The following is a 26522-nucleotide window of genomic DNA, read 5'->3' as shown; positions in this document are numbered from 1 at the left end:
GCAAAGGTCATGGTAAAACAAAATAAACTGCAGGTTGAAGCCATCAAGAACGGAACGGTTATCGACCACATTCCTGCCAACGTCGGCTTTAAAGTGATGAAACTGTTTAAGCTGCATAAGAGCAACGAACGCGTCACTGTCGGCCTGAATCTGCCTTCATCTGCATTGGGTGCAAAAGACATTATCAAGATTGAAAATATCTTTGTCAGCGAAGAGCAAGCGCAGCAATTGGCACTGTACGCACCTAACGCTACTGTGAATCAAATTGAGAACTATGAAGTGGTGGCTAAGCTTCCACTCACGCTACCTCTGGATATTCTTGGCGTGTTCAGTTGCCCAAATACGAACTGTATTACGCACGATGAAAGCGCAGTAGAAACTAGCTTTAACGTCATTAACAAAGCCGATGACATCCATCTGAAGTGCAAATATTGCGAGAAAGTATTCTCACGCGAAATCATGACCGAGAATCACTGATAACGACTCGCCAACAGCATTAAAGCACGAAATAAACTGACTCGACTGCGCCGTGAGTCAGGCCGACGGAAATCGTCGGCTTTTTCTTGCGCTTGATGCGAACAAGAAACGACAACACACCTAAAATGTGATTTAGCAGGTTTACCTAATCGCTGCCAAGATGCAGACTAGGCGCCTACCCTGTTTCCGTACCCAATGTTTAATTAAGGATAGGTAAATGACTAAAGTGCTTCACACTGAACACGCGCCAGCAGCGATCGGTCCATACATTCAAGGTGTTGATCTTGGCAACATGGTACTGACCTCAGGCCAGATCCCAGTTAACCCAGTCACCGGTGAAGTATCTCCCGATATTGCTGTTCAGGCACGTCAGTCACTGGAAAATGTGAAAGCGGTTGTTGAGTCATCAGGCCTGAAAGTAGGCGATATCGTAAAAATGACTGTGTTCGTTAAAGATCTTAACGATTTCGGTACAGTGAACGATGTCTACGGTAAGTTCTTTGATGAGCACAATGTAGAACACTACCCAGCGCGTTCTTGCGTGGAAGTGGCTCGCCTGCCAAAAGATGTCGGCATCGAAATCGAAGCCATTGCGGTACGTAAGTAATTATTACGCCCGCAATTGACAGCGATAGAACGAAAAAAGCGGCGTGAATACGCCGCTTTTTATTTGTCTGTCACACCGAGTCTACGCTTACGCTGTTAGCTGCTTTTCAACATGGTCGACAACCTGAGAGAACCATGCCGTAAATCGCTCAGGCGTATCACGCATCGCACCAAGCATTTCGGCCTCTGGCCACCAATGCCAATCCATCACTTCATCAGGATTAGGCACAAGCGCCACATCATCCGCTTTACATACAATAATTTGGTCCAGCTCATGCTCAGTCAAATGGTTATCAAGTTCCGCGCGATAGCAAAATGTTACACCCATTTGAAACGCTAGCGGCGCAACAATCCCCAATTCTTCGTTCAGGCGACGTGCAGCGGCAGCATCAAAAGATTCACCCTGCATGGGATGGGAGCAACACGTGTTAGTCCATAAACCGCCACTGTGATATTTGCTCTGAGCACGTTGCTGCAGTAAATACTCGCGCCCTTGCAACGTGTCGCGATAGATCATCACAGAAAAAGCCAAGTGCAGCAGACCTTGCTGATGCGCTGCCATTTTGTCAGCAAGCCCAATCGGCTCGCCGCTTTCCGTTACTAGAACAACCCAATCTTTCCGCATATCTGTTCTACTACTCTCAAAAACACCTGCAGTTATAAACACAAAAGGATACGCATCTGCGTATCCTTTTGTTCAACGTGTTTAGCCTTGAGCTTAAATGAAAGTTTATGACTTCTTGTTCAACTCGGCCACTTCTGCGTCAAGTTGCGCCAATTTTTCAGCCATCACATCATGGCAACGAGAAGCCAGTTCACGCACCTGCTCTTTGGTTAAGCCTTCAGTAGAGATAGGATCCATCACCTCCACAATCACGTGGCCGTTATCACCGCGCGATACGCTAAGATCACGGGTTGAGCTACACACGATAGGAACAATCGGCACACCAGCACCAATGGCTGCGTGAAACGCACCCGTTTTGAATGGCAGAAGTCCACGACCACGAGAACGCGTTCCTTCAGGGAACAGCCAAACAGAAACATTATTCTCTTTGATTTTATCTACGACCTGACCAATCGTGCCCATCGCTTTACTTCGATTGTTACGATCAATCAAAATATTGCCGGTTAACCAATAAATAAGACCAAAAATAGGAATGTAAGTAAGGCTTTTCTTACCAACCGTCACCGCACCAGGGCGCACAGCGTTAGAAACCGTCACCAAATCCCAAGTATTCTGGTGATTGGCAATATACACACAAGTCCCTACGTCTTTTGAAGCCTCAGTCTGACGCAAGTCCAGTTTAATACCAAAAATGCTTGAAAGCCTGCCGAACCAGCGACCAATCGTATAAACATTCTTTGGATTTCTTGGACTTAGCAGGCAGTAACCACAACCGAAAACAAAGATGACAATCGCAAACAAGGCAATAGCCAACAGTCGTAGTATAAAGTACATTTTTCTCTCCTAATGCCTGACACCCGCAATCGGGGTAAGGAAAACGTCCCTGTGAGTAATACCCAACTCGCGTTGGCATTACAGCGTACAGGTGTGCGCTAAAACTCAATGGCGACTAGTATACGTATCCAACGACAAAATTCACCCATCGATCGGTCAATCATCGCCAAGCTGATAAAAAAACCCTCCTTCCGGAGGGTTTCGATTTTGATTTCGTGACTACGCTTCCGGTGTTTCTGATGGCTCAGCATCATTCGGTGATGCAATCTCTATCGTGGTAACCCGTTGTAATCCACGAGGCAACATTGCTCCACGTCGTCCACGCTCTCCGCGGAAGTTATCAATGTCAGAAGGCTTGAGCGAAAGCTTACGCTTGCCGGCATGCAGAGTCACGGTAGCACCACTTGGTACCACGAATAACTGAGCAAGCAACTCTTCACGCGCTTTGGCGCGTGCAGCAGGGATATTAATGATCTTATTCCCTTTGCCTTTGCCCAACTGCGGCAACTCTTTCACCGGGAAGACCAACATACGGCCTTCGTTAGTGATAGCAATAATGTCGTCGTGATCGAGATCGCCCACTTTTTGAGGAGGCATTACTTCTGCAGCCTGAGGCAAACTGAGCAATGCTTTACCACTGCGGTTCTTCGACAGCAGATCATCATGCTTACACACAAAACCATAACCTGCGTCTGATGCCATCAGCACCACATTCTCGTTCTCGCCCATCAGTACATGACGGATTGTCGTGCCTGCAGTAACATTCAGGCGACCAGTAATAGGCTCACCTTGGCTACGTGCAGACGGCAAGCTGTGCGATTCAAGCGCATAGCTTCGGCCATCCGTACCAATGAATACGACAGGTTGACTGCTCTTACCGCGTGCGGCAGCAAGGAAGCTATCACCAGATTTATAACTCAATGTGGTTGCATCTACATCATGCCCTTTGGCATGACGGATCCAACCTTTGTCTGACAGCACAACAGTGATCGGCTCGCTTGGGATCAGATCACGCTCTGTCATGGCTTTTGCTTCTTCGCGCTCAACCAATGGCGAGCGACGATCATCACCGTACTTTTCAGCATCGGCCATGATCTCTTTTTTCATCAGCGTGTTCATACGACGCTCAGAACCTAATAACTTCTCTAAGTGATCACGTTCTTTATTCAGCTCGTCTTGCTCACCGCGGATCTTAATCTCTTCCAGTTTTGCTAACTGGCGAAGTTTGATTTCAAGAATGGCTTCCGCTTGCGTCTCGCTAAGCTCAAAGCGCTGCATCAGCACATTTTTAGGCTTATCTTCGGTGCGGATGATCTCAATGACTTCATCAATGTTGAGATACGCTGCCAACAAACCATCAAGGATATGCAGGCGAGCCAATACTTTGTCTAAACGGAATTGCAGGCGACGGCGAACCGTTTCACGACGGAACACAAGCCATTCAGTCAGAATATGCAGCAGGCCTTTCACCTGTGGACGACCATCAAGGCCGATCATATTCATGTTCGCACGGTAGCTGCGCTCAAGGTCGGTAGAAGCAAACAGGTGATTCATCAGCTGATCGCAATCAACACGATTCGAACGTGGCACGATCACAATGCGAGTTGGGTTCTCGTGATCAGATTCATCACGAAGATCTTCCACCATTGGCAGTTTCTTCGCGCGCATTTGGTTGGCAATTTGCTCAAGCAACTTGGCACCAGACACCTGATGAGGCAATGCCGAAATGACGATATCGCCATTTTCTTTATGCCAAACAGCACGCATTCTGACCGAACCTTTACCACTGCGATAAAGCTTTTTCAGCTCCACATTCGGGGTAATGATTTCAGCTTCAGTTGGATAGTCTGGCCCTTTCACATGTTCCAGAATGCCATCCAGATCAAGCTGAGGCGTATCAATCAATGCCACCAGCGCATTCGCCACTTCACGGGCATTGTGTGGGGGAATGTCTGTCGCCATACCCACCGCAATGCCCGTCACACCATTCAACAGAATGTGTGGCAAGCGCGCAGGCATGGTTTTTGGCTCTTTCATGGTGCCATCGAAGTTCGGCTGCCAATCAACAGTGCCTTGGCTGATTTCGCTCAACAACACTTCAGAGAATCGAGACAAGCGCGATTCTGTGTAACGCATTGCTGCAAAGGATTTTGGATCATCCGGCGCACCCCAGTTACCCTGACCATCCACCAAGGGATAACGGTAGGAGAACGGTTGAGCCATCAATACCATGGCCTCATAACACGCTGAATCGCCGTGTGGGTGGTACTTACCCAACACGTCACCCACAGTACGGGCGGATTTTTTATATTTTGCTGTAGCCGACAGGCCCAGTTCCGACATTGCATAGATAATGCGGCGCTGTACTGGCTTTAGACCGTCACCGATAAACGGGAGTGCGCGGTCCATGATGACGTACATCGAGTAGTTGAGGTATGCATCCTCAGTGAACTTCCTAAGAGGAAGCTGCTCGACACCGTCATAAGTGATATCAGTCATTGAAAACGTCCGATCTTAAAATCAAATTAAATGTCTGCCAACTCGGCCATATCGCCTTTTTCTTGCAGCCAATGGCGGCGATCTTCAGCGCGTTTCTTGCCTAGCAGCATATCCATCATGCGATCCGTTTCTTCTTGATCGTCTATGGTGAGCTGCACCAAACGACGAGTATTAGGATCCATGGTGGTTTCGCGAAGCTGCAATGGGTTCATCTCACCCAGACCTTTGAATCGCTGAACATCAATTTTTGCGCGCTTTTTACTTAAGCTTTCTAAAATGCCCTTTTTCTCTGCATCATCGAGGGCATAGAACACTTCTTTACCACAGTCGATACGATACAAAGGCGGCATCGCCACATAAACGTGTCCGGCTTTTACTAGCGCATGGAAATGTTTAACAAACAACGCACACAGCAAGGTCGCAATGTGAAGACCATCCGAGTCCGCATCCGCGAGGATACACACTTTGCCGTAACGCAGGCTGGTCAGATCTTCGCTGTCAGGATCAATACCCAACGCCACTGAAATATCGTGAACTTCTTGAGATGCCAACACTTGGTCAGCAGACACTTCCCACGTATTTAGGATCTTACCGCGCAATGGCATGATCGCCTGAAATTCACGATCGCGGGCTTGTTTCGCTGAACCACCTGCCGAGTCACCCTCGACAAGGAAAAGTTCTGTACGTGCCAAATCTTGCATCGAGCAATCGGTCAGCTTACCCGGCAATGCAGGGCCAGAAGCCACCTTCTTACGCACGACTTTCTTGGCTGCGCGCATACGTTTGTGTGCGTTCGCAATACAAACTTCGGCTAACTGCTCTGCCAGTTGAGGGCGCTCATTGAGCCAAAGGCTGAATGAATCTTTCACCACACCAGAAACAAACGCGGCACATTGGCGCGACGACAAACGTTCTTTGGTTTGGCCAGCAAACTGCGGGTCCTGCATCTTCACCGAAAGCACATAGGCACAGCGCTCCCAGATATCGTCAGCCGTCAGCTTCACGCCACGAGGGAGCAAGTTACGGAATTCACAGAACTCACGCATCGCATCCAACAAACCTTGGCGCAGACCATTAACGTGCGTACCGCCTTGCGCTGTTGGGATAAGGTTCACATAGCTTTCAGTTACTAGCTCGCCGCCCTCAGGCAGCCAAATCACAGCCCAATCGGCCGCTTCATGCGGGGCACTAAAATCGCCAGTAAAGGGTTCTGCTGGTAACAGCTCATAACCTTTCACACCCTCAGTGAGATAGTCTTTTAGACCCGTTTCGTAACACCATCGAATGGTTTCATTGGTGTTTTTATCGGTAAAGACAATCTCCAGACCTGGGCACAAAACGGCCTTGGCTTTGAGGTTACTTTTAAGGCGAGAAACAGAAAATTTCGGGGAGTCAAAGTAAGAGGTATCCGGCCAGAAATGGACGCGAGTACCTTTGGCGCGACGGCCACAGGTACCGGTTACGGTGAGCTCTTGAACTTTATCGCCATTTTCAAATGCAATTTCATACACTTGACCATCACGTTTAACAGAGACTTCGACACGCTTTGACAGCGCATTCACCACGGATATACCTACGCCGTGCAAACCACCACTGAATTGGTAGTTATTATTCGAGAACTTACCACCAGCGTGCAATTTGCACATGATCAGCTCGACGCCTGACACCCCTTCTTCAGGGTGGATATCAACAGGCATACCTCGACCGTCATCCGTCACCTCAAGGGATTGATCCGCATGGAGAATGACTTCCACCTTCCGAGCATGTCCCGCCAACGCCTCATCGACGCTGTTGTCGATGACTTCTTGACCGAGATGATTGGGGCGAGTCGTGTCTGTATACATACCGGGACGACGACGTACCGGTTCAAGACCATTGAGAACTTCAATGGATCCAGCGTTATAAACTTGATCTGTCATAGATGATTGGTTTCTAAATTTTGTCACATGGTCTGTGAAGGTTCGCTAGCTTGCCAAATAATGACACAGCTGACGCGATCATTCTGTGAGTTACAGTCACAGTCCTAAGAATTGAATAATCTCAGCGGGATATCTATCAAAGCCGACGAAAGCGTGATCGCCGCCCGCTTCAACAGTTTGCTTACATCCCTGATACTTGGAGACGGCTTGCCTGTAATCAAGCACCTCATCACCTTCTTGCTGTAACAGCCACATTGAATCGGGATGTGTAATGGATTCTGTCTCCAGCGCTTTAAGCTCATCCATATGATGAGGTTGCAGCAGGTATTGCTCCCCGGTATACGGGTTTTGTTGCGGGCCAAGATAATCTGCCAGCAACGCATAAGGCTTCACGGCTGGATTCACTAAGGCGGCGCGAAAGCCATATTTGTCATTGAGCCAGGTTGATAGATAACCACCAAGAGAACTACCGACCAAACCGATACAATAGTCACCTTTATATTGCTCAACAAGCTGCTCTAGCTGAGCGGCAGCGTCGGCAGGGTAACAGGCAAGACGGGGAACTTCCAGCTTTATGTCTGGGCGGTTAGTCTCACACCACGCTTTCATTTGCTGCGCTTTTACTGACAACGGCGAGCTATTAAAGCCATGGATATAAAGCAGTAATGAAGACATGATTCAGTAACCTGACGAGTTCATATCAGGCTGGAAGTCAGAGCCTTTCAAGCGACCAATCTTCGACGTAATCGTGCCATCTTGATGCAAAGAAATCTCACGCCAGCCCGGGTTGGTTGAATCGAGCGCAAAATCATCAGAATCAGGCAAAAACTGAATACACGTCGACGGTGCTGCCATGACGCGACAGCCTTTGAACTGAGTGTCTAAATCCTGATGGATATGACCACACACCACGCCTTTGACGTTGTTGTACTTTTCGACCTGCGCCCAAAAATCATTTTGGTTGTGAAGCTGATGCTGATCCAGCCATGCACTGCCCGCTGGTAATGGGTGATGGTGAAGTAACACCAAGGTATGACGAGACGGATTCACCGCTAGGGCTTGCTCTAGAAGTATCAATTGCTCAGTCGACAAGCGTCCATGGGGGACACCTTTAACCTGACTGTCCAACATCACGAGCTGCCAGTCTTCTCCCACTAGCACCTTATCGCAGCGTACCAGAGTAGATTGTGTCAGCGCTTTTTGCATTTCCGGCTGATAATCATGGTTGCCTGGTAGCCAATAGCAAGGTTGCGACCAATCCGCGATACCTTCTACGAAACGTAGATACGATTGCTCAGTATGGTCTTGTGACAAATCGCCCGTTGCAATAATCGCATCAAATTCAATGTTTTGAGATCGAATTTCCGCCACAACGGCCTTATAGCTCGCAGCGGTATTCACCCCCAGCAAACAGCCATAAGGATCTGCGAAAAGGTGGGTATCTGTAATTTGCAACAACCGGACGGTCTGGCTGTTTTGGCTAGTAAGATGGCAAATCCGCAACGTCTTGAAAATCCTGATCATAAATACGCGTTGTCATGTTAACGCGTCAAACTAATAAATAATGTTTTGTTTTGTCATTCCGTTTCGCAAGCAATGCGCCAACCAGTCGGCAAGGAAAGCATTAATCTGGTGCTTTTCGTCCCGCTGATGCATTCGTGGATTCGGGTAATCATAACGCGGCTGAATCCGAGAAATCTGCTGACTCGTACACACTTCAGCGACACGTGCATCATGATACATACGAACCGTGAGCCGAGGTCTCAAATAATGAGGAATATCCCCGCGCTGCCATATATCGAGCAGCGTGGTATAGCGAGTTGATTCAACAATGTCTAGTTGAAATTCATTGCCTTGAATGTCATAGACACAGAACTCTCCGACATCATCCTGATGTGGCATCAGTCTGAGCAGTTTTGCGTAATTGGTTTCATACATTCGCATCAAGGCACTTAAATCGACCTGATACCCTCGTCTTAACATATCACTACCCGCTTACGGTCAGACGAGTGTGTCACTCAATCTGCTCGCCACCTCTTGAGATTTAATGCCAACCACTGCAATGCAATGATTGATGCTGCGTTTTCAATCTTACCGTCTTCCATCCACTGCATCGCCGTTGTGCGCGGCACAAGATGAACTAATATATCTTCCCCTTCTTCAGGCAAGCCATGTATGCCTTCTGCATCACTGGCATCAACAATACCCAAGAACAGGTGAATACGTTCAGAGCAACCACCAGAACTTGATAAGTAACTGGTCATCGGCAGCAACTCTTTCACTGCAAGCCCAGCTTCTTCTTCGGCTTCACGCACAGCCACCGCTTCTGGCGTTTCATCTTTGTCGATAATGCCCGCGACAATTTCTAACTGCCAAGGGGATGGACTCGCTGCCATCGCGCCGATACGAATTTGCTCAACCAATACGACCTTGTCACTCACAGGATCGTAAGGGAGCATCGCTACCGCGTGTCCACGTTCAAAGAGTTCACGTTCAATGGTTTCACTCCAGCCACCCGCAAATAAGCGATGACGAAAACGATATTTAACCATCTTAAAGTAACCATTATAGACAACGTCAGTGTTATCAATATGAACGTCATTAACGCCAAACTGGTTAGGTTGAATTTGCTGTGGCGCGTTTTGTCCCATATAGCCTCCGAGCTAGGCGTAAATGATAAGTCTCACAAATATGTGCCCGCAATCATAAACCTTCACTTTTTTGGTATGGATTGCAGAAATATTTGAATAGCGTCAAGGTTTAGATGTTTTTACAACCAATTTTTCTTAATAAACCCTCATATTGTCAGTTCCAAGTCAGCAAGCATGGTTTACACTAGGCTGAATGCCCTTTGGCAATTTATAAAACGAACAAAAGTTCAGGGATTACCTTTATGAAAAAATTGCTCCCCTATTTCATCGGGGTTGCGCTAAGTTCCACGGCCCCCTTGGTCAGCGCAGATGATTTAATTCAAGTATATGAGCAAGCGAAACAAAGCGACCCGCAACTGCTGCAATCAGCTGCGACACGCGACGCTGCCTTTGCCGCCATTGATACGACCCGCGGAACGCTATTACCACAAATTAATCTATCCGCTGGCTACAACTTGATTCGTAACAGTGAAGAGAGCAGCAGTGGTCCTTATGACACCAACACGCTAACCGCCGGTGTGGATTTGAGCCAAGAACTGTTCGATCAAAACAGCTGGATCAATTTGGATATTGCTGAAATCACTGCACGCCAAGCCGATGCGGTGTATGCCGTGCAACAACAAGGTCTTATTCTTCGCGTTTCAGAAGCTTACTTTAATGTGCTGCGCGCTATCGATGATTTGATTTTTGTTCAGGCAGAAAAAGCCGCCGTCGGTCGTCAACTAGAGCAAACAAAACAACGTTTTGAAGTTGGGCTATCAGCAATCACTGACGTACATGACGCGCAGGCTCAGTATGACTCGGTATTGGCACAAGAAATTCTGTCTGAGAACACGGTGAGCAACAGCTACGAAGAATTGCGTGAAATCACAGGGCAGCGTCATGAATCGCTGAATATCCTGAACACCAAATCTTTCTCAGCAACTCGCCCAGACCAAACGCCAGAGGCATTGGTCAAGCAGGCAGAAGAAACCAACCTAAGCCTATTGGCACAGCGCATTTCTCGAGACGCTTCGAAAGAACGCATCAGCTTGGCTGAATCTGGTCACATGCCATCACTGACGTTTGATTTGGGTTATGGCTATACCGATCAGGACAACAAAACAGTCCCTACTCGTGATGCAAGCAATAACCAACTGTCTGGTGGTATTAACTTTGCGATGCCGTTGTACTCCGGTGGCTCGATCAGCGCGGGTGTAAAAGAAGCACAATATAACTATGTTGCCGCTTCTGAGCAGCTTGAAGGCACTTACCGTTCAACAGTAAAAGATGTTCGCGCGTTTTATAACAATATCAACGCCAGCATTGGTGCACTGCGTGCGTACGAGCAAACCGTGATTTCTCAGAAATCTGCGTTGGAAGCAACAGAAGCAGGTTTTGAAGTTGGTACGCGTACGATCGTTGACGTACTGGATGCGACACGTCGTCTTTATGACGCGAACCGCAATCTGTCAGATGCACGTTATGACTACATCGTGAGTGTTCTCCAACTGCGTCAAGCAGTGGGTACACTGACCGAGAACGATCTGGTTGAGATCAACAATGGTCTTATCCCACCGAAAAAATAATTTCGCTGAGTAACCAAATCTAAGCATCAAAAAAGGCACCGCAATGCGGTGCCTTTTTTTTCGCTTAAACATTGAATGATGAATACTCAATATTCAAGATAAAATGCGATCAGTTATGACCGCTTAAAATCGAATTGATAATTTCTGTGGTTGAGCAACCATCTTCGAAGTTCAGCACCAGCACTTCACCACCAGCCGCAATCACTTCTTCACCGCCTGCAATCTCATCAGGTTTGTAGTCGCCGCCTTTTACCAGCAAGCTTGGTAATACTTCACTGATCAATCGCTGTGGCGTTTCTTCGCCAAACGGTACAACCCAATCTACCGCACTCAAGCCCGCCAATACCGCCATACGGCGATCCGTTGGGTTAACCGGACGACCCGGGCCTTTGAGGCCGCGAACAGACTCATCGGTGTTTACCGCCACAATCAGGCGATCGCCTAATTTCGCCGCTTCGTTCAAGTAAGCCACATGACCCGCATGCAAGATGTCAAAACAACCATTGGTCATCACGACTTTCTCACCGCGCGCTTTCGCCACTTGAACTGCTGTAATTAGTTGATTCTCTGTCACCACGCCATAGCCAGATTGGTGGCTACCATGTACCGCTTCTGTCAGCTCAATCGTCGACAGTGTCGATGTACCCAGTTTACCAACAACGACGCCTGCCGCAGCATTCGCCAGCGCACACGCATCAGCCAATGATTTCCCAGCAGCCAGCGACGACGCCAACACAGAAATCACGGTATCGCCCGCGCCTGTCACGTCATACACTTCTTTCGCCAGTGTTGGCAGGCTCAAAGGTTCATGACCTTCTTGCAACAACATCATGCCGTGCTCGCTACGAGTCACAAGCAGCGCATCGAACTCGAACTGACGGATAAGCTCTAAGCCTTTCTCGATGATGTCGCCTTCCGATAGGCATGCGCCCACAACCGTTTCAAACTCGCTCATGTTTGGCGTTAGCAGTGTCGCCCCGCGGTAACGCTCAAAGTCAGCCCCTTTTGGATCCACCAGCGTAGGAATGCCCGCCTTACGTGCCAATTGGATCATCGGCTGTACATTTTGCAATGCGCCTTTGGCGTAGTCAGACAGGATCATCGCTTTGGTTTGAGGCAATGCTGCTTCAATGCGATCTAAAATCGGCTGCACATCCACATTGTGGAAGCTCTCTTCAAAATCTAAACGGATAAGCTGCTGGTTGCGGCTCATCACACGCAGTTTCGTAATGGTCGGATATTCAGCCAGACCAACGAAATGACAATCCACTTTCAGAGAGCTCAGGGTGTCGTTCAGCACCTGCGCTTGTTCGTCCTGACCGACAAGGCCGATCAGTCTTGCTTTGCCGCCGAGCGCTGCAATGTTCATTGCCACGTTCGCAGCGCCGCCTGGACGTTCTTCGGTTTGGTTGATTTTCACCACAGGCACAGGTGCTTCTGGTGAAATACGTCCAGTCGGACCGTACCAGTAACGGTCAAGCATTACATCACCAACAACCAGAACGTCGGCTTGCTGATAGTCAGGCAAAGTGAGTTTCATTGTTTTCTCCACGGACAAAGGAACGTCGGCGATAGTACCATAAAGCCCACAAAGCAACAGCCGATTAGGCCCCTCTGCGCGCTCTCTAACACACTGAAACATGCATCTTGGTCAGAGTTAAGGTTACAATGCATTTCTTCTGTTTATCGATTGAGTCAGGAAACACGTAACCACCATGGGTCAAACATCAGACGCTCCGACATTTCAATGGTCTTATCTCCATCCAAAGTATCTGCATACCTGGATTGGCGTTGGCTTGATGTTTCTCATCAGCTGGCTACCTTATCGCGTTCAGCGGTTTTTAGGCCAAAATATTGGCCTGCTGGTGATGAAGCTATTTAAAAGTCGTCGAAAAATTGCCGACCGTAATCTGCAGCTTTGCTTCCCGGAAATGACAGGGGGTGAGCGTCAAGCCTTGCTAAAAGAGAATTTTCAGCACATGGGTTTGGCGCTTTTTGAAACCTGCATGGCATGGTTTTGGCCTGACTGGCGCATTAAGAAACACATGAAGTACGTCGGGTTTGAGCAACTTGAAGAGATTCAGGCCAGTCAGCAAGGTGTGCTAATCATCGCGGTCCATTCCTTTAACCTTGAGTTGGGCGCACGTTCATTTGGCACACATACGTCGGGCTATGGCGTATATCGCCCGAATGCAAATCCCGTGTATGACTGGTTTCAATATCGTGGTCGCACGAGAGACAATGGCGCTATCGATCGTCGCGATGTTAAACGTATGGTTAAAGTGCTGCGTAAAGGCGCACTGCTTTGGTATGCGCCTGACCACGATTATGGTCGCCACCGCTATACATGGGCGCCATTATTTGCGGTAGAGAAAGCATGTACCACCACGGGCACACATTTGCTGGCTTCTGCAGGAAAAGCCAAGGTGATGACGTTTACTATTACGCGAGATCGCGAAGGTACCGGCTACACCCTGACGCTAGATCCGCCAATGGATGCGTTCCCCTACGATGACGAAAAAGCAGCGGCAATTTACACCAACAAGTTTATTGAACGCTCGATCATGCGCGCGCCAGAACAATACATGTGGTTGCATCGCCGCTTTAAGAGCCGACCTGACGGTGAGCCTTCACTCTACGATTGAGAATGTTAGGTCCTAGATTCTAGGACCTGCTTTCTAACCCTTCGGTTCCATCAACTGCGACCACGCCTCACGTACCACTTCACGCTCGTGAGCAAAGCTGTCATTGGCCACTTCTACAGACGCATCGAGTAAATTCAAACGGTGGATTTCATCCCGCATCACAACATACGCATCACGCAGAGCAAGTGCCTGTGCCGTATCTAAAATTCCCGCTTGCGCCATGTCTTCGAGAATACGTACATTATCACTCCAACGCGTTAGCGCAGGCTCGTCATGACTGTGAGCAAGCACCAAAAATTGGGTCATAAATTCGATGTCGGTAATACCACCGGGATCTTGTTTGATATGAAATTTCCCGCTTTCTTTGCTGCCAAGATGCTCACGCATTTTTACCCGCATGTCAGCCACGTCTTTTCTCAGCGACGCCACATCACGCGCTTGGGTTAGCACTTGTTTGCGTACTTTTCCAAAGCCTTGTCCTAGCGCCACATCACCATAAATCAATCGTGTGCGAACCAGTGCTTGATGCTCCCACGTCCATGCTTCTTTGTTCTGATAGTCTTGGAAGGATTCAAGCGTCGTCACCAACATACCCGATACACCAGAAGGGCGAAGGCGGGTATCGATTTCATACAAAACACCGGATGTGGTGCGTGTTGAAAACAAGTGAACAATACGCTGCGCAAGACGCAGATAAAACTGCCGCCCGTCGATTTCTTTGGGTCCATCGGTATACACATTGTCAGGGCAGTCATGCAAGAACACCACGTCCAGATCCGAGCCATAACCGAGCTCTATACCACCAACTTTGCCATACCCTACCACCGCGAAACCGCGGCCATCTCGCTCAAGTAAATGCTTCGGCTGTCCATATTTTTCAGCCATTTGATACCACGCCTGATTCACCACGGCTTCCACAATGGCTTCCGCTAAATACGTCAGGTGATCGCTGACTTTCATCACAGGCAATACGTCCGCGATGTCTGCCGCTGCAATGCGCAATAACTGAGTTTGCTTGTACTGGCGGATCATCTCCATCTGCTGCTCCATATCCTCTTCAGGGATACGAGCCAAGAAATCGAACAATTCATTGCGATACTGATCAAGCGGCGTCGGGTTATAGAGATGCTGAAGATCCAGCAATTCATCAAGCAGAATGGGGTACGAGGCTAACTGCTCTGCGACCATTCGGCTGGCACTGCACAAGCGAACCAACTGCGTAATAGCACCATGATGCTCATCCAACAGCTCAAGATAAGTGGTACGCGTGGCAATGCTAACCAGAAGCTTCAGCACACGTTCTAACACTGCCAAACTGTTCTCACGGCAGACAATGTTACTCAATACCACGGGCATCAGGCGGTTTAATACTTCGCGACCGCGCGGGCCCAAGGTACGCTTTGCTAATTCTTCTTTAAAGCGCAGTAATGCTTGTGCTTTTTCCACCGGGTTCGCCGCAGACATATCGACCAAGATCTTCTCGACCAGATCGGGATCACGTGCCGCATCCCAGATCTCACCAAAATCGGCGTCGATCTTCGTCTCACCATTGTCTTCTTCATCACCAATCAGATCGTCAAAAACCGTATGTACCCCGAGCATATGCGCGCTGATCGCTGCGGTGAGATCATCCCAACTGTTTTCACCCATCGCAATTGCAAGGCGAATTTGATCCAGCGGATTATCCGGTAAGGTCTGCGTTTGTTTGTCGTCTATCGCCTGCAAAAGGTTTTCAACACGACGCAGATAGCGATAAGACGCCTCTAACGTGTCCACTTCAGCTTCAGGCAATAAACCAAGCTCACGAATGGCATAAAGGGTAAAGAACAGGCCACGGCGACGAAGAATAGGATCTCGACCACCGCGTATTAATTGGAAAGATTGGGCTATGAATTCGATTTCACGAATACCGCCCGCGCCGAGCTTGATGTTATTGGTGAGGCCACGACGGCGAACTTCACTGCGGATCATTGCCTTCATGCGGCGTAAAGATTGGATCGCACTGAAATCGATATAACGACGGAACACAAACGGGCGCAGCATTTGGCGAAGCGTCTGATAACAATCAAACTGCTCTTTGCCCATCACGCGGGCTTTGATCATCGCGTAACGTTCCCATTCACGTCCCTGCTCTTGATAGTAATCTTCAAGTGCTGCAAAGCTCATCACCAACGGGCCACTGTCACCAAAGGGGCGCAATCGCATATCGACGCGATAGCAAAAGCCATCAAACGTTTGCTGGTCGAGCGCTTTGATCAGACGCTGACCAAGACGCGTAAAGAATTGAGCGTTCGCAATGCTGCGACGTGCACCTTGCGTTTCACCGTTTTCTGGATACGTGAAAATCAAATCAATATCAGATGAAAAGTTCAGCTCACCGCCACCGAGTTTGCCCATCCCCAGCACCAGCATAGGTTGAGGATTTCCTTCTGCGTCACAAGGCGTACCCCATTCAGTGCAACAATGACGATACAGCCAACCGTAAGCCTCCATGATCAGCGCCTCCGCCAACTTAGACAAATGGGAAAGACTGTCGTCTAGCGTCATGGTGTCATTGAAATCATGCCATGCCAGCCATGTCATTTCCTGTCGTCGGAAACGGCGTAACTCACGCATCAAGCCGTTTTCGTCTTGCTGGCTATCGAGCTTCTCTTTCAATCGCTTTCGATACTGTGGCGCGCGCAGACCTGACGGCAGATTTTCCTCAAGCCAAGGCAGTAAAGTGTCATCGTGCAAAATGGACTCTGCAATGAAATCACTCAATGCCAAAGTGCGAGTCAGCGTTTCGCGCTGCGCACCTTGCCAAGACGCAAGATTGTCTGACTGCTGTTCAGCCAGCGCTTCTAACCTGCGAGCTGCGCAAGTTTCCAGTTCCATGGGCAATGACATCAGTTCCTTTCCTATCGCTAATTGTGGTTGCGAATCGTGACGGCGAATAAGTATCGCTAAATGCAGCCGTCAATTATTTTTATTAATCGCTCGCCTTTAAAATATCACAAAAAAAGCCCGCACAAAGGTGCGGGCTTCTTGATTCGCGTGTAGAAACTACACCGCAAACTCCTTGATTTTCAAATCCAGCGCTTCGGCATTGTTTTGAATATCACCCGAGGTTTCTGCCAACTCAGTCACCACGGTCACCGAGGCTTCCACCAACTCTCTCACATTATTGAGATTAAGGTTCATTTCATCCGTGACCGAGGATTGTTGCTCCGCAGCCGTCGCGATGTGGAAATTCATGTCATTGATCTGAGCAATTTGATCCACAATCAAATTCAGCTCTTCACCCGCCTTGCTGACTGACGCGACACTCTCCACCGCTTCGACCACACTTTGCTCCATCAAACCAACAGCTTGTCGTGCTGACGATTGCAGCTGCGTGATCATATCTTGAATTTCTACCGTCGCTTTTTGCGTACTTTGCGCCAAGTTGCGCACTTCATCAGCGACGACAGCAAAACCGCGCCCTTGCTCGCCTGCTCGCGCCGCCTCAATGGCCGCATTCAGAGCCAGCAGATTCGTTTGTTCAGAGATCCCTTGAATGGTGACCACCACAGAGCTTATCTTCTCAACGCGCTCTTCTACCTGATTCACCACATTGGCAGACTCACGGATATCATCAGACAGCTTATTGATCGTGCCAATGGTATTGCTGACATAGCGCTGACCACTGACGGCCTGTTCACGCGAACTTTCGGTGGCCTGTGACGCAGCGCGAGCATGACCCGCAACGTCTTGTACCGTAGATGTCATTTCGCTCATCGCCGATGCCAACTGATCAATTTCACCAAATTGCTCTTTGGCTGACTCACGGGTTTCATCCATGCTAATCGTCATCACCTCTGCCATTGAAGACAGATCTTCTGATGAAGTGCGCTGTGTTTTAATCACGCTGACCAATTGAAGACGTGTTTTCTCAAGTTCACGCGCCAGCTCGCCAAACTCGTCACCACAATCCATATTGACAGGCTGACTCAAGTTCTTACGCGCCATTTCACGAATGCAATCAATCAAGTAATTGATTTGACGTAACATCAGACGTGACCCACCGAGTAGGATCACCATAAACGCGACAATCATGCCCGCTGTCTGCCAAGCGACCTGAACCAGATATGCTTGATAGTATTGATCAGCCGCAGAGTCAGCTTGTGACGCCACAGCCACCCAGTCAGTTCCCGTCACAGGGACGACAAAGCCGTGACGCGCTTGATCGGTAAGATGATATTTGAACTCACCTTGTGCATTGCGCATTTGTTCAGCAAGCTGGCGGCCACTTTCCAATGGCAAATTTAACCCTTGGTATGAAGAGATAGAGGGGTGAGCCAACACATCTCCACTAGCACTGTTGGCAAAAAAGACGTATTCATTGCTATTGCTGGTCAGATTTTCACTTTTTGCCACACGCTCTAGTAAAGCGGCACCCTCTGGCAGCGCCAGCAGCGTTTTTGCCAATTCAGCACTTCGCAACGCTTGGCTATGGCTTTGCGCTTCCGTGATTTCGGTGACCGACGCGCGAAATGCATTCGCATCCCAAAGTTGCTTTGCAAGCAACAAAGCGGTACTAAATACCATTAGTATCACAAGCTTGGGGACGAGTTTGATGTTGCTAACAGCCTTTTCCCAAGGCTTGAATATCATCTGAGACATTCTTGGTGACTCCTTTATCATTGCTTCGCAAAGTTGCGAGACACTAGCGTTGACGCAAAGCGGGTAGACATTCGCCATATTTTTAACGGCAGCAAAGGCAGTTCATGAAGTGATGACAGAGACAAAAACACAAAACTTAGATCTGAATCCAATGAGTTTGTTGAGCTTACTGCTCTCTTTCGTCTCATTATGTGTCGTCAGCACTCTGGTGCTACTGCCTAAAAGTGATCCTCTTTATACCTTATTGCTCGGTGTCGACACGCTGATCTGTATGATTTTTCTGCTTCAACTCTCAATACATTTTCTTAAAAGTGATAATAAACTCACTTATTTGAAAACTCATTGGATAGATATCCTCGCCAGCATTCCTGTTGTGGAAGCCCTGCGCTTCGCGCGTGTGTTTCAGATTTTCAGAGTGATCCGACTGCTCAAGGCGAGCGAACCCTTAGTTTTCTACATGCGAAAAAACCGCAATGAAACGGCCATGGCCAGTATTCTGCTGCTGCTGACCGTGCTTATTTCTGCTGGCTCTGCCGCGATTTTTGCTTTCGAAAGTACAGACAATAACGCCAATATTGACAGTTTGACCGACGCTATTTGGTGGATGTTCGTAACGATATCGACCGTTGGGTATGGCGACCACTACCCCGTCACCGCCGCAGGTCGAGCGGTTGCCGTGGTGGTGATTGTCTGTGGAGTCGGTATTTTCGGCGCAGTAACCGGTCTGGTGGCGTCTTATATCACCAAGCCGGAGAAGAAAGAGCAGGAACAAGCAATACGCCAAAGCGTGGTGCTTGAAACCTTATTAGCACAACAACAGCAAATGTTAACGCGCTTGGCCGATATGGAAGCGCGACTCAACATGCTAGCGCCAGCAACTCCCGAGCAAGAAAACATCGCGGATAAACCGACAAAAAAATAGCGCCATCAGGCGCTATTTTTATTTTTGCATGGGTGCTCAAGTAACCAAGGTTACTGCTCCCAATAAGCTTACTGATCCCAGTAAGGATCGAGGGCTAATCCGATTTGGCGAGATTGCATCATGGCATGAAGCAGTGATTCTTCTTTACGACGAAGCCATTTTTCGATCTGCGCTTTATCGTCCTCACTAAAATCTTCGTCTTCAGCAAGTTTACGAACCGGCTCAAGCAGTAAAATATCGTCAATGCCTTGCAGTAAATCCAGCCAAGGTAATCGGAAGGTTTCACGATCTTCAGCATCATACAAAGCAGCCACACAGCAGCCTGACAGCAAGTTACGAGTCAAGCGAGGCTGTTGGTCTAAATAGCCAAACCTATCGAGTTCATTTTCAAGCGAAAACACACTCAGCAACTCATCACTTGATACTGCTAGCGAACGATTGGCGAAACTGCGAATAGGCTCTTCGAGCTTTTCGCGCGCTTTATCATCCAAGAACGGCTGCCAGCCTCGCGTCAAAATCCAACGACTAAGGTCAAGCAAGAGATTGCAATATCGCGAAGAGTGAAGTAATTCCAGTACTTCTGCACGCTCAGGCAGTGCGTCGTAGCATTCACCAAGCTTCGACAGCAACGGTTTTTGCACATTCAGCTTTCTCAGGAAATAGCCTTTGTCATCAACCAGACGCTCAATCGCACGCGCTTCGTTGATCCAATCAAGCTCACCTTCCAGCCATTGCAATTCTTGACGCAACAAGGCACTGGCGCGACGAGGGATCAAACCGCCGTATAACACCAAGACTTGGCGGATAAGCGCCACAGCACTGCACATTTCAAAAATGGCATCTTGCTCAGGGCGCTCAACGTAAATCTGCTCGTGATAATGCCAATGCTCCAGCGCATGCTCTAGCGCCGTGACAAAAGCTTGTTCTGTCGACTCGGTGCTTTTCACATCAACGATCGACAGTGATTTAACGACATCGCCTTGATAGCCGGTTGCGAGACGGTATCCACGCGCAGCCTTGCTCAAGTTTCCTAGACGTAACCCACCGTTTTCGGCTAACTCACGTGCCAAGACAAACAAGGCATCAGTCTGACCGGATTTCAGTTCAATCTCGACTTCACAGATCGGATCATAACCGCCATCTTTGGTGGTCACTTCGCCGCTATCGAACGCCAGTTCAACCTGACTACTGTCGGGCATGGCAAGTAACCATTGTTGACGTTCGAAGTCCGTCGAGAATAAAGGAAATAAATTGGCGCTGAGGGCGTCGACGTCTAATCCGTCGGGCCAAGCATCGGCAGAAATTAGAGAGAGGTCAGGAACGGGCGATTCAAGTTCCGCATTGTATTCTGGTCGTTGGTGCAACCCCGCGACAACGCGGCCAGCAGTTTTTAGGGTTTGGACAAATACATCATCGTATCGTCGCACCCTTAAACCAATATCATGCTTGCGCAGCAAGAAATCCGGCGTGTCGTAGTAGATATTGCCAAGGTTGCGCTGACGTTGCTGCAATACCTTTAAATCAGTAATTTTGTCGCGAATTTGTCGTGAAAAATCGGGCGAGACAAAAAACTTTAACTCAATCTCAGTTTCCATAAAGGTACCTATAACCAATAGCAGAACAAGGATATGAGTAATTGGGCACTCGAGCAAGGGACTTTCATTGATCTGAAACGGTATCAATAAGAATGTGATTACGCTAACATTCGCGGCTTGTACACCATCGTGTAAAATTTAGTCTGCATCCAATTCAGACTTGATAGGTAGATACGGCTATGCCAGTAAATACAATCATGGGGCTATTCGCAAAGAGCCCTCTAAAACCTTTGCAACGTCACGTGAGCCGCGTCAATGACTGCTGTTCACTATTGGTTCCCTTCTTCGCAGCTTGCGAGCAAGGTGACTGGGTACGTGCAGAGGCTTTGCGCCACGAAATTTCGACGCTAGAAAAAGAAGCGGATGTCTTGAAGCGCGAAATTCGTCTTAAATTACCTCGTGGTCTTTTCCTCCCCGTAGACCGCACAGATATGCTTGATTTGCTGACTCAGCAAGACAAGCTAGCCAACCTCGCAAAAGACATTGCTGGTCGTGTAATCGGCCGACAACTTCAGGTTCCCTCACTTCTTTACCCAGACTTTGTTGCGTATGTGCAGCGTTGTCTCGACGCCGCCGATCAGGCGCGCCGCGTTATTAGTGAACTGGATGAATTACTCGAAACTGGCTTTAAAGGACGTGAAGTAACGCTAGTGGAAGAGATGATCAACGAATTGGATGCCATCGAAGATGACACCGATACGATGCAAATTCATCTGCGTCAGCAACTGATGTCAGTCGAGGGTGAATACAACCCCGTTGATGTGATGTTCCTGTACAAGATCCTTGAATGGGTCGGCGAAATCGCCGATCAGGCACAACGTGTTGGCTCGCGCCTTGAGCTTATGCTTTCTCGTTCGTAGTGCAACGTTCACCGAACAAATAACAAGGTAAAACAATGGAAATCCTAGCGAATTACGGCACCATCATTATTTTGGTGGCCGCGGCTTTTGGTTTCATGATGGCGATTGGTATTGGTGCAAATGATGTCGCTAATGCCATGGGAACATCTGTTGGCTCGAAAGCGCTAACCGTTAAACAAGCAATCATCATTGCAATGATCTTCGAATTTGCAGGTGCATACCTCGCAGGTGGCGAAGTGACCGACACCATACGCAAAGGCGTCATAGACACCTCCTTGTACGCCAGTCAGCCTGAGGTACTTGTCTACGGCATGATGTCAGCATTGTTGGCAGCGGGTACTTGGCTGTTGCTTGCATCCTTTATGGGCTGGCCGGTATCAACCACGCACTCCATCATTGGCGCCATTATTGGTTTCGCCTGTGTCTCTGTTGGCGCACACGCCGTAGACTGGAGCTCAGTGCAAGGTATTGTGGGCAGTTGGCTTGTGACCCCGCTGATATCAGGTATTTTTGCTTACGTCATTTTCCTCAGTGCGCAGCGCCTGATTTTTGATACCGACCAACCGCTTATCAATGCCAAACGTTTTGTACCTGTTTACATGTTTATGACGGCAATGATCATCGCGATGGTTACCATCAAAAAAGGCCTCAAACATGTCGGTCTTCACCTAACAACAGGTGAAGCGGTGATGGTATCAATTGCGCTATCTGCATTGATCATGGCATTTGGTTATGTCTACATCAGCCGTAAATACAAGAACGACGACGTGGGTGCCAATGGTTACCAAGGCGTTGAACGCGTATTTAGCTTGCTGATGGTAGTGACGGCCTGTGCGATGGCATTTGCGCATGGTTCGAATGACGTTGCCAATGCGATTGGTCCTCTGTCTGCTATCGTTTCAACGGTTGAGAACATGGGTCAAATCTCAGAAACAACCCAAATTGCATGGTGGATTTTGCCACTGGGCGGTGTGGGTATCGTTGTTGGTTTGGCGACACTGGGCCACAAGGTCATGGCAACCGTGGGAACAGGCATTACCGAACTGACACCAAGTCGTGGTTTCGCCGCGCAACTAGCAACCGCTTCAACCGTGGTTCTGGCATCAGGAACGGGTCTGCCAATCTCGACCACACAAACCCTAGTTGGTGCTGTGTTGGGTGTTGGTTTTGCGCGCGGTATTGGCGCATTGAACTTGGGCGTAGTGAGAAACATTGTTGCGTCTTGGGTCGTGACTTTGCCAGCAGGCGCACTGCTCGCCGTTATTTTCTTCTATATCATGGAAGCAATCTTCGGTTTGTAAGCACCCTAAGAAAGGCATTTCCGTCACGTTTTTGTGCAGCGATGTCAGTCTTCGGTCAAAAAAGGGAGGTTATGCCTCCCTTTTGTTGTACCTAGACCCGAAAATTTTTTAGTATCTGATACCAATCGGATTAAATCTCTGCTCGATGATTGCGTCAGCAAGGGTGAGCAAAGCGTTAATCCGGCAGGTACAAAACAAACGACACTCACGAACAACCAAAGGAATACTCCGTGAAGCAACTTTTCTCTGCCCTGGCTATGCTGATGATGCTAGTGGTCCCTGCGGCAAACGCTCAGGACAACTTCATCTCTGACGAGCTTTTTACTTACATGCATTCTGGCCCGGGCTCACAATATCGCATCGTGGGTAGCGTAGATGCAGGTACAAAGATTACAGTTGTGGACCGTAACCGGAATGCGGGTTACAGCCAAGTGATTGATGACCGAGGCCGTAAAGGCTGGGTAGAAACCAAGTACGTCACCAACCAAGCGGGTTTAAAAACACGTTTACCTGCGCTGGAAAAAGAGCTTTCCCAAGTAAAAGCAGCATTGGAAAGCGCACAAGGCGATACGGAAGCCAAAACCAAAGGTTTGATCACATCACTGGATCAGCGTAACGCTCAAGTGAAAGAGCTCGAGCAACACACCAGCGAACTGAATCAGAACTTGATCGACGCACAAACAGAAATTCGTGAACTGCGTGCGCGTATCGATACGCAAAAAGACGACTTGCTGATGCGCTACTTCACTTATGGTGGCATTGTCGCTGGCGGTGGTCTGCTGTTCGGTTTGGTGTTACCTCACCTTATTCCGCGTCGTAAAAAGCGTAATAACGGTTGGGCGTAATCTCCTAAGCGATAGGCATGACGACAAAAAGCCGCATTTAATAATGCGGCTTTTTTTGGTTTTTCGGTGTCCCGTCCTATTCTAGAACCTGTTTATCCTAAGGCGAGCTCTTCCTAGGCTCTCAGCCACGTATTCCATTTACCACGTCGTCAACGCAGGAATTGCAATCAAGGCATTCTCAAACTGCACAACAACCTGCTGTGGCTCTATACCACGAAGCAGCACGCCATCAGCGACCAGTTCACCTTCACGAGTTTCTTTGTTATTCACTTTGATCCAACGTGATTTAGCATTCGATGCGTAGATATGAGTTTGAAAGTCCATTTTGGGAAGGCGATTTAGCATGTCAGCAGAAAGATCGGCGATAGCCACCACATCAATATCATTCTGAATCCGCTGTAACTTCGCTTCCAATGTACGGGATTTATCGCTGCTCAAGGCCGTTTCTACTTTCAACGCCAATTCTGGCGAGAGCACCGATAAATCAAGATCATCCAGCGTGAGCTGATCTTTGTCGGCTTTAGACAGGTTAGATTTTTCAGTTTGTCTGCGTTCCGGTTTTGTGGCTGGCGCACTCGCTGGCACTGCTCTTGGTTCAACATACTCTGGCTCAGCAAAAACAGGCTCAGGGAGGGACTGTAGCGCCACATCGAACACATCAGACTCTGGCAATACCACAATGTCACCATCCGCAATCAGAGCTTGTTCAGACGGCGTTGCATTCACGCTGTTCACCAAAATTGGCCCCGGCATCTCAAGTACCCTATCCAACACCATAAAGGTCAGTGGCCCTGGAATGCCGTCGGCATCCAAGTCATTGCTACGCTGAAACTCACGCACTTTGCTTCGCTGCGCCAAACCAAATTGATTCGAAATAGGATCCGTGCTGCCGAGTACCAAATTCAAGCGCTGCTCAAGCCAGCGAACGCGTTCGCCACGTTGGCTTGAGGTAATCGCAGAGGGGTTCCCCAGAGGTGGACGCCATAAAATAAGTGCCTCACCGTTCCACATTTGTTTAAGAAACGCCTCACTGACCAAAACTCGGCGGTCACCTGCGAGTAACTCATATTGCTTGTTGCCCTTGCTAAAGAGCACGGCAAACCATGTACTCCCCTCAGGCCCATTCATGGCAAGAACCGCAGGACGGTCGATCGTCAGCAGTTGATCAAACGGTAATTTACTCTTGTAACAAGCAAGTTCACCACGCACTTGTTTTGAACAACTCGCCGCCAATACATCAGCATCAAAGCCCCACAGCTTATAAAGCGCTTGCATGGCAGAACCAGCACTCAGGCTTTCGTCCACCAGCGCCGAGAATGTCATGGTTTCAGGCTGTGTTGAGCCAGTGTTCGTTGGCGGCTCAACCACACGGTTCGTTACCGTTGCGGGCGCAGGTTGTGATTCGATCACCGTAACAGCCTCAACCACAGGCTCTGCCACAATGACAGCAGCAGGCGGTAAGCTTGTAGCCGTGTTCGCCGCCACAGGCGGAGACACATCACCCGCGCCGCCACTCAGGCCAATACGAATAGCGATAGCGAGTAGCGCCGCTCCACCAATTGCCCCTGCGTAATACGGCCAGTAGCGACTCACTGAACGTTGCGTATTGTGGCCAAAGGCTGGCTTACTGGCGTCTTGCCAATCGAGAACATCACGGCAGGCTTGTGACGCAATGTCTTTGTTTACACGCTGTTTGGATTCTCTAAAAGCCAGCTTCAAAGACTGATCACAGACCACATTAATCAAACGCGGCACACCGCCAGTTTCTTTGGCGATCAGCTTCACGGCCGATACATCAAACAAAGGCTCGAGCCCACCAGCACAACTGATACGGTGAGTAATGTATTGATGCACTTCATCTGGTGTTAGCGGCATAAGGTGATAACGCGCGGTAATACGTTGCGCGAGCTGACGCAGGTTAGGCTGACGCAGCATTTGTTGCAGTTCAGGCTGCCCGATCAAAATCACTTTGAGCAGTTTGCGGTAAGAGGTTTCGATGTTGGTGAGTAGACGAAGCTGTTCGAGAACATCCGGCATCAGATGCTGCGCTTCATCCACCAGCAAAATGGTTTGAATACCTTTGGACTCATTGTTAAACAACTTGTCGGCAATGGCGTCATACAAGCGCTTAAAACTGTCGTCTTCGCGGTATTCCAGCCCGAGTTCATCACACAGTGATTGCAGCAGTTCAAGCACCGACACGCTGGGGTTGAGAATGGTCGCCACTTGCGTTTTCTCAGGCAAACGCTCAAGCATCGCTTTCATGGTGGTGGTTTTTCCGGTACCTACTTCTCCGGTCAATAACGCCAACCCCCCCCCATCTTCGATACCAGAAAGGACATGACTCAACGCTTCTTTATGGCGCTCACTCAAGAAGTAGAATTTAGGGTTTGGCACGATCGCAAACGGTGATTCGGTAAGCCGGAAAAAATCTTGATACATGAAAGTTCTCTGTGTCCTCAATCGCGTTTGATTGGCATGTCACGGTATCGTGCTGCCCCAACCATGTAAAGGCTATCACTAGGTGTGAC

General features: G+C 48.8%; 21 protein-coding genes. 8 read left to right on the top strand and 13 right to left on the bottom strand.

What is annotated here, in order from left to right:
• Positions 1-9 precede the first annotated feature (9 nt).
• Together pyrI and AC3CIC_RS02015 are read left to right on the top strand one after the other, a co-directional pair.
• Complete coding sequence (gene pyrI, locus AC3CIC_RS02020) at positions 10-477, top strand: aspartate carbamoyltransferase regulatory subunit (RefSeq protein ID WP_016958947.1); 468 nt, start codon at positions 10-12, stop codon at positions 475-477.
• A gap of 217 nt (positions 478-694) precedes the next feature.
• Positions 695-1084: a RidA family protein gene (locus AC3CIC_RS02015; protein ID WP_016958948.1), complete on the top strand. Its 390-nt coding sequence runs from the start codon at positions 695-697 to the stop codon at positions 1082-1084.
• Between the two features lie 87 nt (positions 1085-1171).
• Here AC3CIC_RS02015 and idi read toward each other — a convergent pair whose 3' ends face one another.
• From idi to nudF, 8 genes are all read right to left on the bottom strand, one after another.
• Positions 1172-1708, bottom strand: coding sequence for an isopentenyl-diphosphate Delta-isomerase (idi, locus tag AC3CIC_RS02010; protein WP_016958949.1), 537 nt, complete (start codon positions 1706-1708; stop codon positions 1172-1174).
• A gap of 105 nt (positions 1709-1813) precedes the next feature.
• Positions 1814-2542 carry a 1-acylglycerol-3-phosphate O-acyltransferase gene (locus AC3CIC_RS02005; protein ID WP_016958950.1) on the bottom strand — a complete coding sequence of 243 codons (729 nt, stop codon included), beginning with the start codon at positions 2540-2542 and terminating at the stop codon, positions 1814-1816.
• Between the two features lie 219 nt (positions 2543-2761).
• Positions 2762-5041 carry a DNA topoisomerase IV subunit A gene (gene parC / locus AC3CIC_RS02000; RefSeq protein WP_017005130.1) on the bottom strand — a complete coding sequence of 760 codons (2280 nt, stop codon included), beginning with the start codon at positions 5039-5041 and terminating at the stop codon, positions 2762-2764.
• 26 nt (positions 5042-5067) lie between these two features.
• The gene (gene parE / locus AC3CIC_RS01995; protein WP_016958952.1) at positions 5068-6960 is read right to left on the bottom strand and encodes a DNA topoisomerase IV subunit B; all 1893 of its coding nucleotides are present in this window, start codon (positions 6958-6960) and stop codon (positions 5068-5070) included.
• A gap of 96 nt (positions 6961-7056) precedes the next feature.
• The gene (gene yqiA, locus AC3CIC_RS01990) at positions 7057-7635 is read right to left on the bottom strand and encodes an esterase YqiA (RefSeq protein WP_017005131.1); all 579 of its coding nucleotides are present in this window, start codon (positions 7633-7635) and stop codon (positions 7057-7059) included.
• Between the two features lie 3 nt (positions 7636-7638).
• Positions 7639-8484 carry a 3',5'-cyclic-AMP phosphodiesterase gene (gene cpdA / locus AC3CIC_RS01985; RefSeq protein ID WP_488515227.1) on the bottom strand — a complete coding sequence of 282 codons (846 nt, stop codon included), beginning with the start codon at positions 8482-8484 and terminating at the stop codon, positions 7639-7641.
• A 30-nt stretch (positions 8485-8514) separates the two neighbouring features.
• Positions 8515-8943: a DUF1249 family protein gene (locus tag AC3CIC_RS01980; protein WP_026024092.1), complete on the bottom strand. Its 429-nt coding sequence runs from the start codon at positions 8941-8943 to the stop codon at positions 8515-8517.
• A gap of 35 nt (positions 8944-8978) precedes the next feature.
• Positions 8979-9611: an ADP-ribose diphosphatase gene (gene nudF, locus AC3CIC_RS01975; protein WP_488515226.1), complete on the bottom strand. Its 633-nt coding sequence runs from the start codon at positions 9609-9611 to the stop codon at positions 8979-8981.
• A gap of 242 nt (positions 9612-9853) precedes the next feature.
• Between nudF and tolC the strand changes: the two genes are divergently transcribed.
• Positions 9854-11179, top strand: coding sequence for an outer membrane channel protein TolC (gene tolC / locus AC3CIC_RS01970; RefSeq protein ID WP_488515225.1), 1326 nt, complete (start codon positions 9854-9856; stop codon positions 11177-11179).
• Between the two features lie 109 nt (positions 11180-11288).
• Here the strand turns inward: tolC and hldE are convergent, their stop codons facing one another.
• A complete protein-coding gene (hldE, locus tag AC3CIC_RS01965) occupies positions 11289-12719 on the bottom strand; it encodes a bifunctional D-glycero-beta-D-manno-heptose-7-phosphate kinase/D-glycero-beta-D-manno-heptose 1-phosphate adenylyltransferase HldE (protein WP_016958958.1) in 1431 nt (476 codons plus the stop codon).
• A 175-nt stretch (positions 12720-12894) separates the two neighbouring features.
• Between hldE and lpxL the strand changes: the two genes are divergently transcribed.
• Positions 12895-13824 carry an LpxL/LpxP family Kdo(2)-lipid IV(A) lauroyl/palmitoleoyl acyltransferase gene (lpxL, locus tag AC3CIC_RS01960; RefSeq protein ID WP_488515224.1) on the top strand — a complete coding sequence of 310 codons (930 nt, stop codon included), beginning with the start codon at positions 12895-12897 and terminating at the stop codon, positions 13822-13824.
• A gap of 33 nt (positions 13825-13857) precedes the next feature.
• Here the strand turns inward: lpxL and glnE are convergent, their stop codons facing one another.
• Positions 13858-16713: a bifunctional [glutamate--ammonia ligase]-adenylyl-L-tyrosine phosphorylase/[glutamate--ammonia-ligase] adenylyltransferase gene (gene glnE / locus AC3CIC_RS01955; RefSeq protein WP_488515223.1), complete on the bottom strand. Its 2856-nt coding sequence runs from the start codon at positions 16711-16713 to the stop codon at positions 13858-13860.
• 156 nt (positions 16714-16869) lie between these two features.
• Positions 16870-18468 (bottom strand): methyl-accepting chemotaxis protein, encoded by a 1599-nt coding sequence (locus AC3CIC_RS01950; RefSeq protein ID WP_488515222.1) that lies wholly within the window; start codon positions 18466-18468, stop codon positions 16870-16872.
• 112 nt (positions 18469-18580) lie between these two features.
• On the opposite strand from AC3CIC_RS01950, the gene AC3CIC_RS01945 reads away from it, so the two are divergent.
• Complete coding sequence (locus AC3CIC_RS01945) at positions 18581-19390, top strand: ion transporter (RefSeq protein ID WP_371732874.1); 810 nt, start codon at positions 18581-18583, stop codon at positions 19388-19390.
• 68 nt (positions 19391-19458) lie between these two features.
• Here AC3CIC_RS01945 and AC3CIC_RS01940 read toward each other — a convergent pair whose 3' ends face one another.
• Positions 19459-20985 (bottom strand): CYTH and CHAD domain-containing protein, encoded by a 1527-nt coding sequence (locus tag AC3CIC_RS01940; RefSeq protein WP_016958963.1) that lies wholly within the window; start codon positions 20983-20985, stop codon positions 19459-19461.
• A 179-nt stretch (positions 20986-21164) separates the two neighbouring features.
• On the opposite strand from AC3CIC_RS01940, the gene AC3CIC_RS01935 reads away from it, so the two are divergent.
• The 3 genes from AC3CIC_RS01935 to AC3CIC_RS01925 all read left to right on the top strand — a co-directional run bounded on the left by AC3CIC_RS01935 (position 21165) and on the right by AC3CIC_RS01925 (position 23991).
• The gene (locus tag AC3CIC_RS01935) at positions 21165-21845 is read left to right on the top strand and encodes a TIGR00153 family protein (protein ID WP_016958964.1); all 681 of its coding nucleotides are present in this window, start codon (positions 21165-21167) and stop codon (positions 21843-21845) included.
• A gap of 35 nt (positions 21846-21880) precedes the next feature.
• Entirely contained in the window at positions 21881-23146 is a 1266-nt protein-coding gene (locus AC3CIC_RS01930; protein ID WP_016958965.1) for an inorganic phosphate transporter, read from the top strand.
• Between the two features lie 230 nt (positions 23147-23376).
• The gene (locus tag AC3CIC_RS01925) at positions 23377-23991 is read left to right on the top strand and encodes a TIGR04211 family SH3 domain-containing protein (protein WP_016958966.1); all 615 of its coding nucleotides are present in this window, start codon (positions 23377-23379) and stop codon (positions 23989-23991) included.
• A 138-nt stretch (positions 23992-24129) separates the two neighbouring features.
• On the opposite strand, the gene AC3CIC_RS01920 is transcribed toward AC3CIC_RS01925, so the two are convergent.
• Positions 24130-26433: an AAA family ATPase gene (locus tag AC3CIC_RS01920; RefSeq protein WP_488515221.1), complete on the bottom strand. Its 2304-nt coding sequence runs from the start codon at positions 26431-26433 to the stop codon at positions 24130-24132.
• Positions 26434-26522: the final 89 nt, after the last annotated feature.

The sequence above is a fragment of the Enterovibrio sp. QJM3NY_24 genome (genome assembly GCF_057786035.1).
The sequence above is the reverse complement of the archived record's forward strand: the minus strand, read 5'-3'. Positions and strand labels throughout refer to the sequence as shown.

What these genes read in the sequence shown, in the direction of transcription:
- AC3CIC_RS01940 (WP_016958963.1), bottom strand. Translation starts at nt 20,985, where the DNA reads ATGGAAACTGAGATTGAGTTAAAGTTTTTTGTCTCGCCCGATTTTTCA.
- AC3CIC_RS01920 (WP_488515221.1), bottom strand. Translation starts at nt 26,433, where the DNA reads ATGTATCAAGATTTTTTCCGGCTTACCGAATCACCGTTTGCGATCGTG.
- lpxL (WP_488515224.1), top strand. Translation starts at nt 12,895, where the DNA reads ATGGGTCAAACATCAGACGCTCCGACATTTCAATGGTCTTATCTCCAT.
- AC3CIC_RS01980 (WP_026024092.1), bottom strand. Translation starts at nt 8,943, where the DNA reads ATGTTAAGACGAGGGTATCAGGTCGATTTAAGTGCCTTGATGCGAATG.
- AC3CIC_RS01950 (WP_488515222.1), bottom strand. Translation starts at nt 18,468, where the DNA reads ATGTCTCAGATGATATTCAAGCCTTGGGAAAAGGCTGTTAGCAACATC.
- parC (WP_017005130.1), bottom strand. Translation starts at nt 5,041, where the DNA reads ATGACTGATATCACTTATGACGGTGTCGAGCAGCTTCCTCTTAGGAAG.
- AC3CIC_RS01935 (WP_016958964.1), top strand. Translation starts at nt 21,165, where the DNA reads ATGCCAGTAAATACAATCATGGGGCTATTCGCAAAGAGCCCTCTAAAA.
- yqiA (WP_017005131.1), bottom strand. Translation starts at nt 7,635, where the DNA reads ATGTCTTCATTACTGCTTTATATCCATGGCTTTAATAGCTCGCCGTTG.
- nudF (WP_488515226.1), bottom strand. Translation starts at nt 9,611, where the DNA reads ATGGGACAAAACGCGCCACAGCAAATTCAACCTAACCAGTTTGGCGTT.
- cpdA (WP_488515227.1), bottom strand. Translation starts at nt 8,484, where the DNA reads ATGATCAGGATTTTCAAGACGTTGCGGATTTGCCATCTTACTAGCCAA.
- parE (WP_016958952.1), bottom strand. Translation starts at nt 6,960, where the DNA reads ATGACAGATCAAGTTTATAACGCTGGATCCATTGAAGTTCTCAATGGT.
- pyrI (WP_016958947.1), top strand. Translation starts at nt 10, where the DNA reads ATGGTAAAACAAAATAAACTGCAGGTTGAAGCCATCAAGAACGGAACG.
- hldE (WP_016958958.1), bottom strand. Translation starts at nt 12,719, where the DNA reads ATGAAACTCACTTTGCCTGACTATCAGCAAGCCGACGTTCTGGTTGTT.
- tolC (WP_488515225.1), top strand. Translation starts at nt 9,854, where the DNA reads ATGAAAAAATTGCTCCCCTATTTCATCGGGGTTGCGCTAAGTTCCACG.
- AC3CIC_RS01930 (WP_016958965.1), top strand. Translation starts at nt 21,881, where the DNA reads ATGGAAATCCTAGCGAATTACGGCACCATCATTATTTTGGTGGCCGCG.
- glnE (WP_488515223.1), bottom strand. Translation starts at nt 16,713, where the DNA reads ATGTCATTGCCCATGGAACTGGAAACTTGCGCAGCTCGCAGGTTAGAA.
- AC3CIC_RS02005 (WP_016958950.1), bottom strand. Translation starts at nt 2,542, where the DNA reads ATGTACTTTATACTACGACTGTTGGCTATTGCCTTGTTTGCGATTGTC.
- AC3CIC_RS02015 (WP_016958948.1), top strand. Translation starts at nt 695, where the DNA reads ATGACTAAAGTGCTTCACACTGAACACGCGCCAGCAGCGATCGGTCCA.
- AC3CIC_RS01945 (WP_371732874.1), top strand. Translation starts at nt 18,581, where the DNA reads ATGACAGAGACAAAAACACAAAACTTAGATCTGAATCCAATGAGTTTG.
- idi (WP_016958949.1), bottom strand. Translation starts at nt 1,708, where the DNA reads ATGCGGAAAGATTGGGTTGTTCTAGTAACGGAAAGCGGCGAGCCGATT.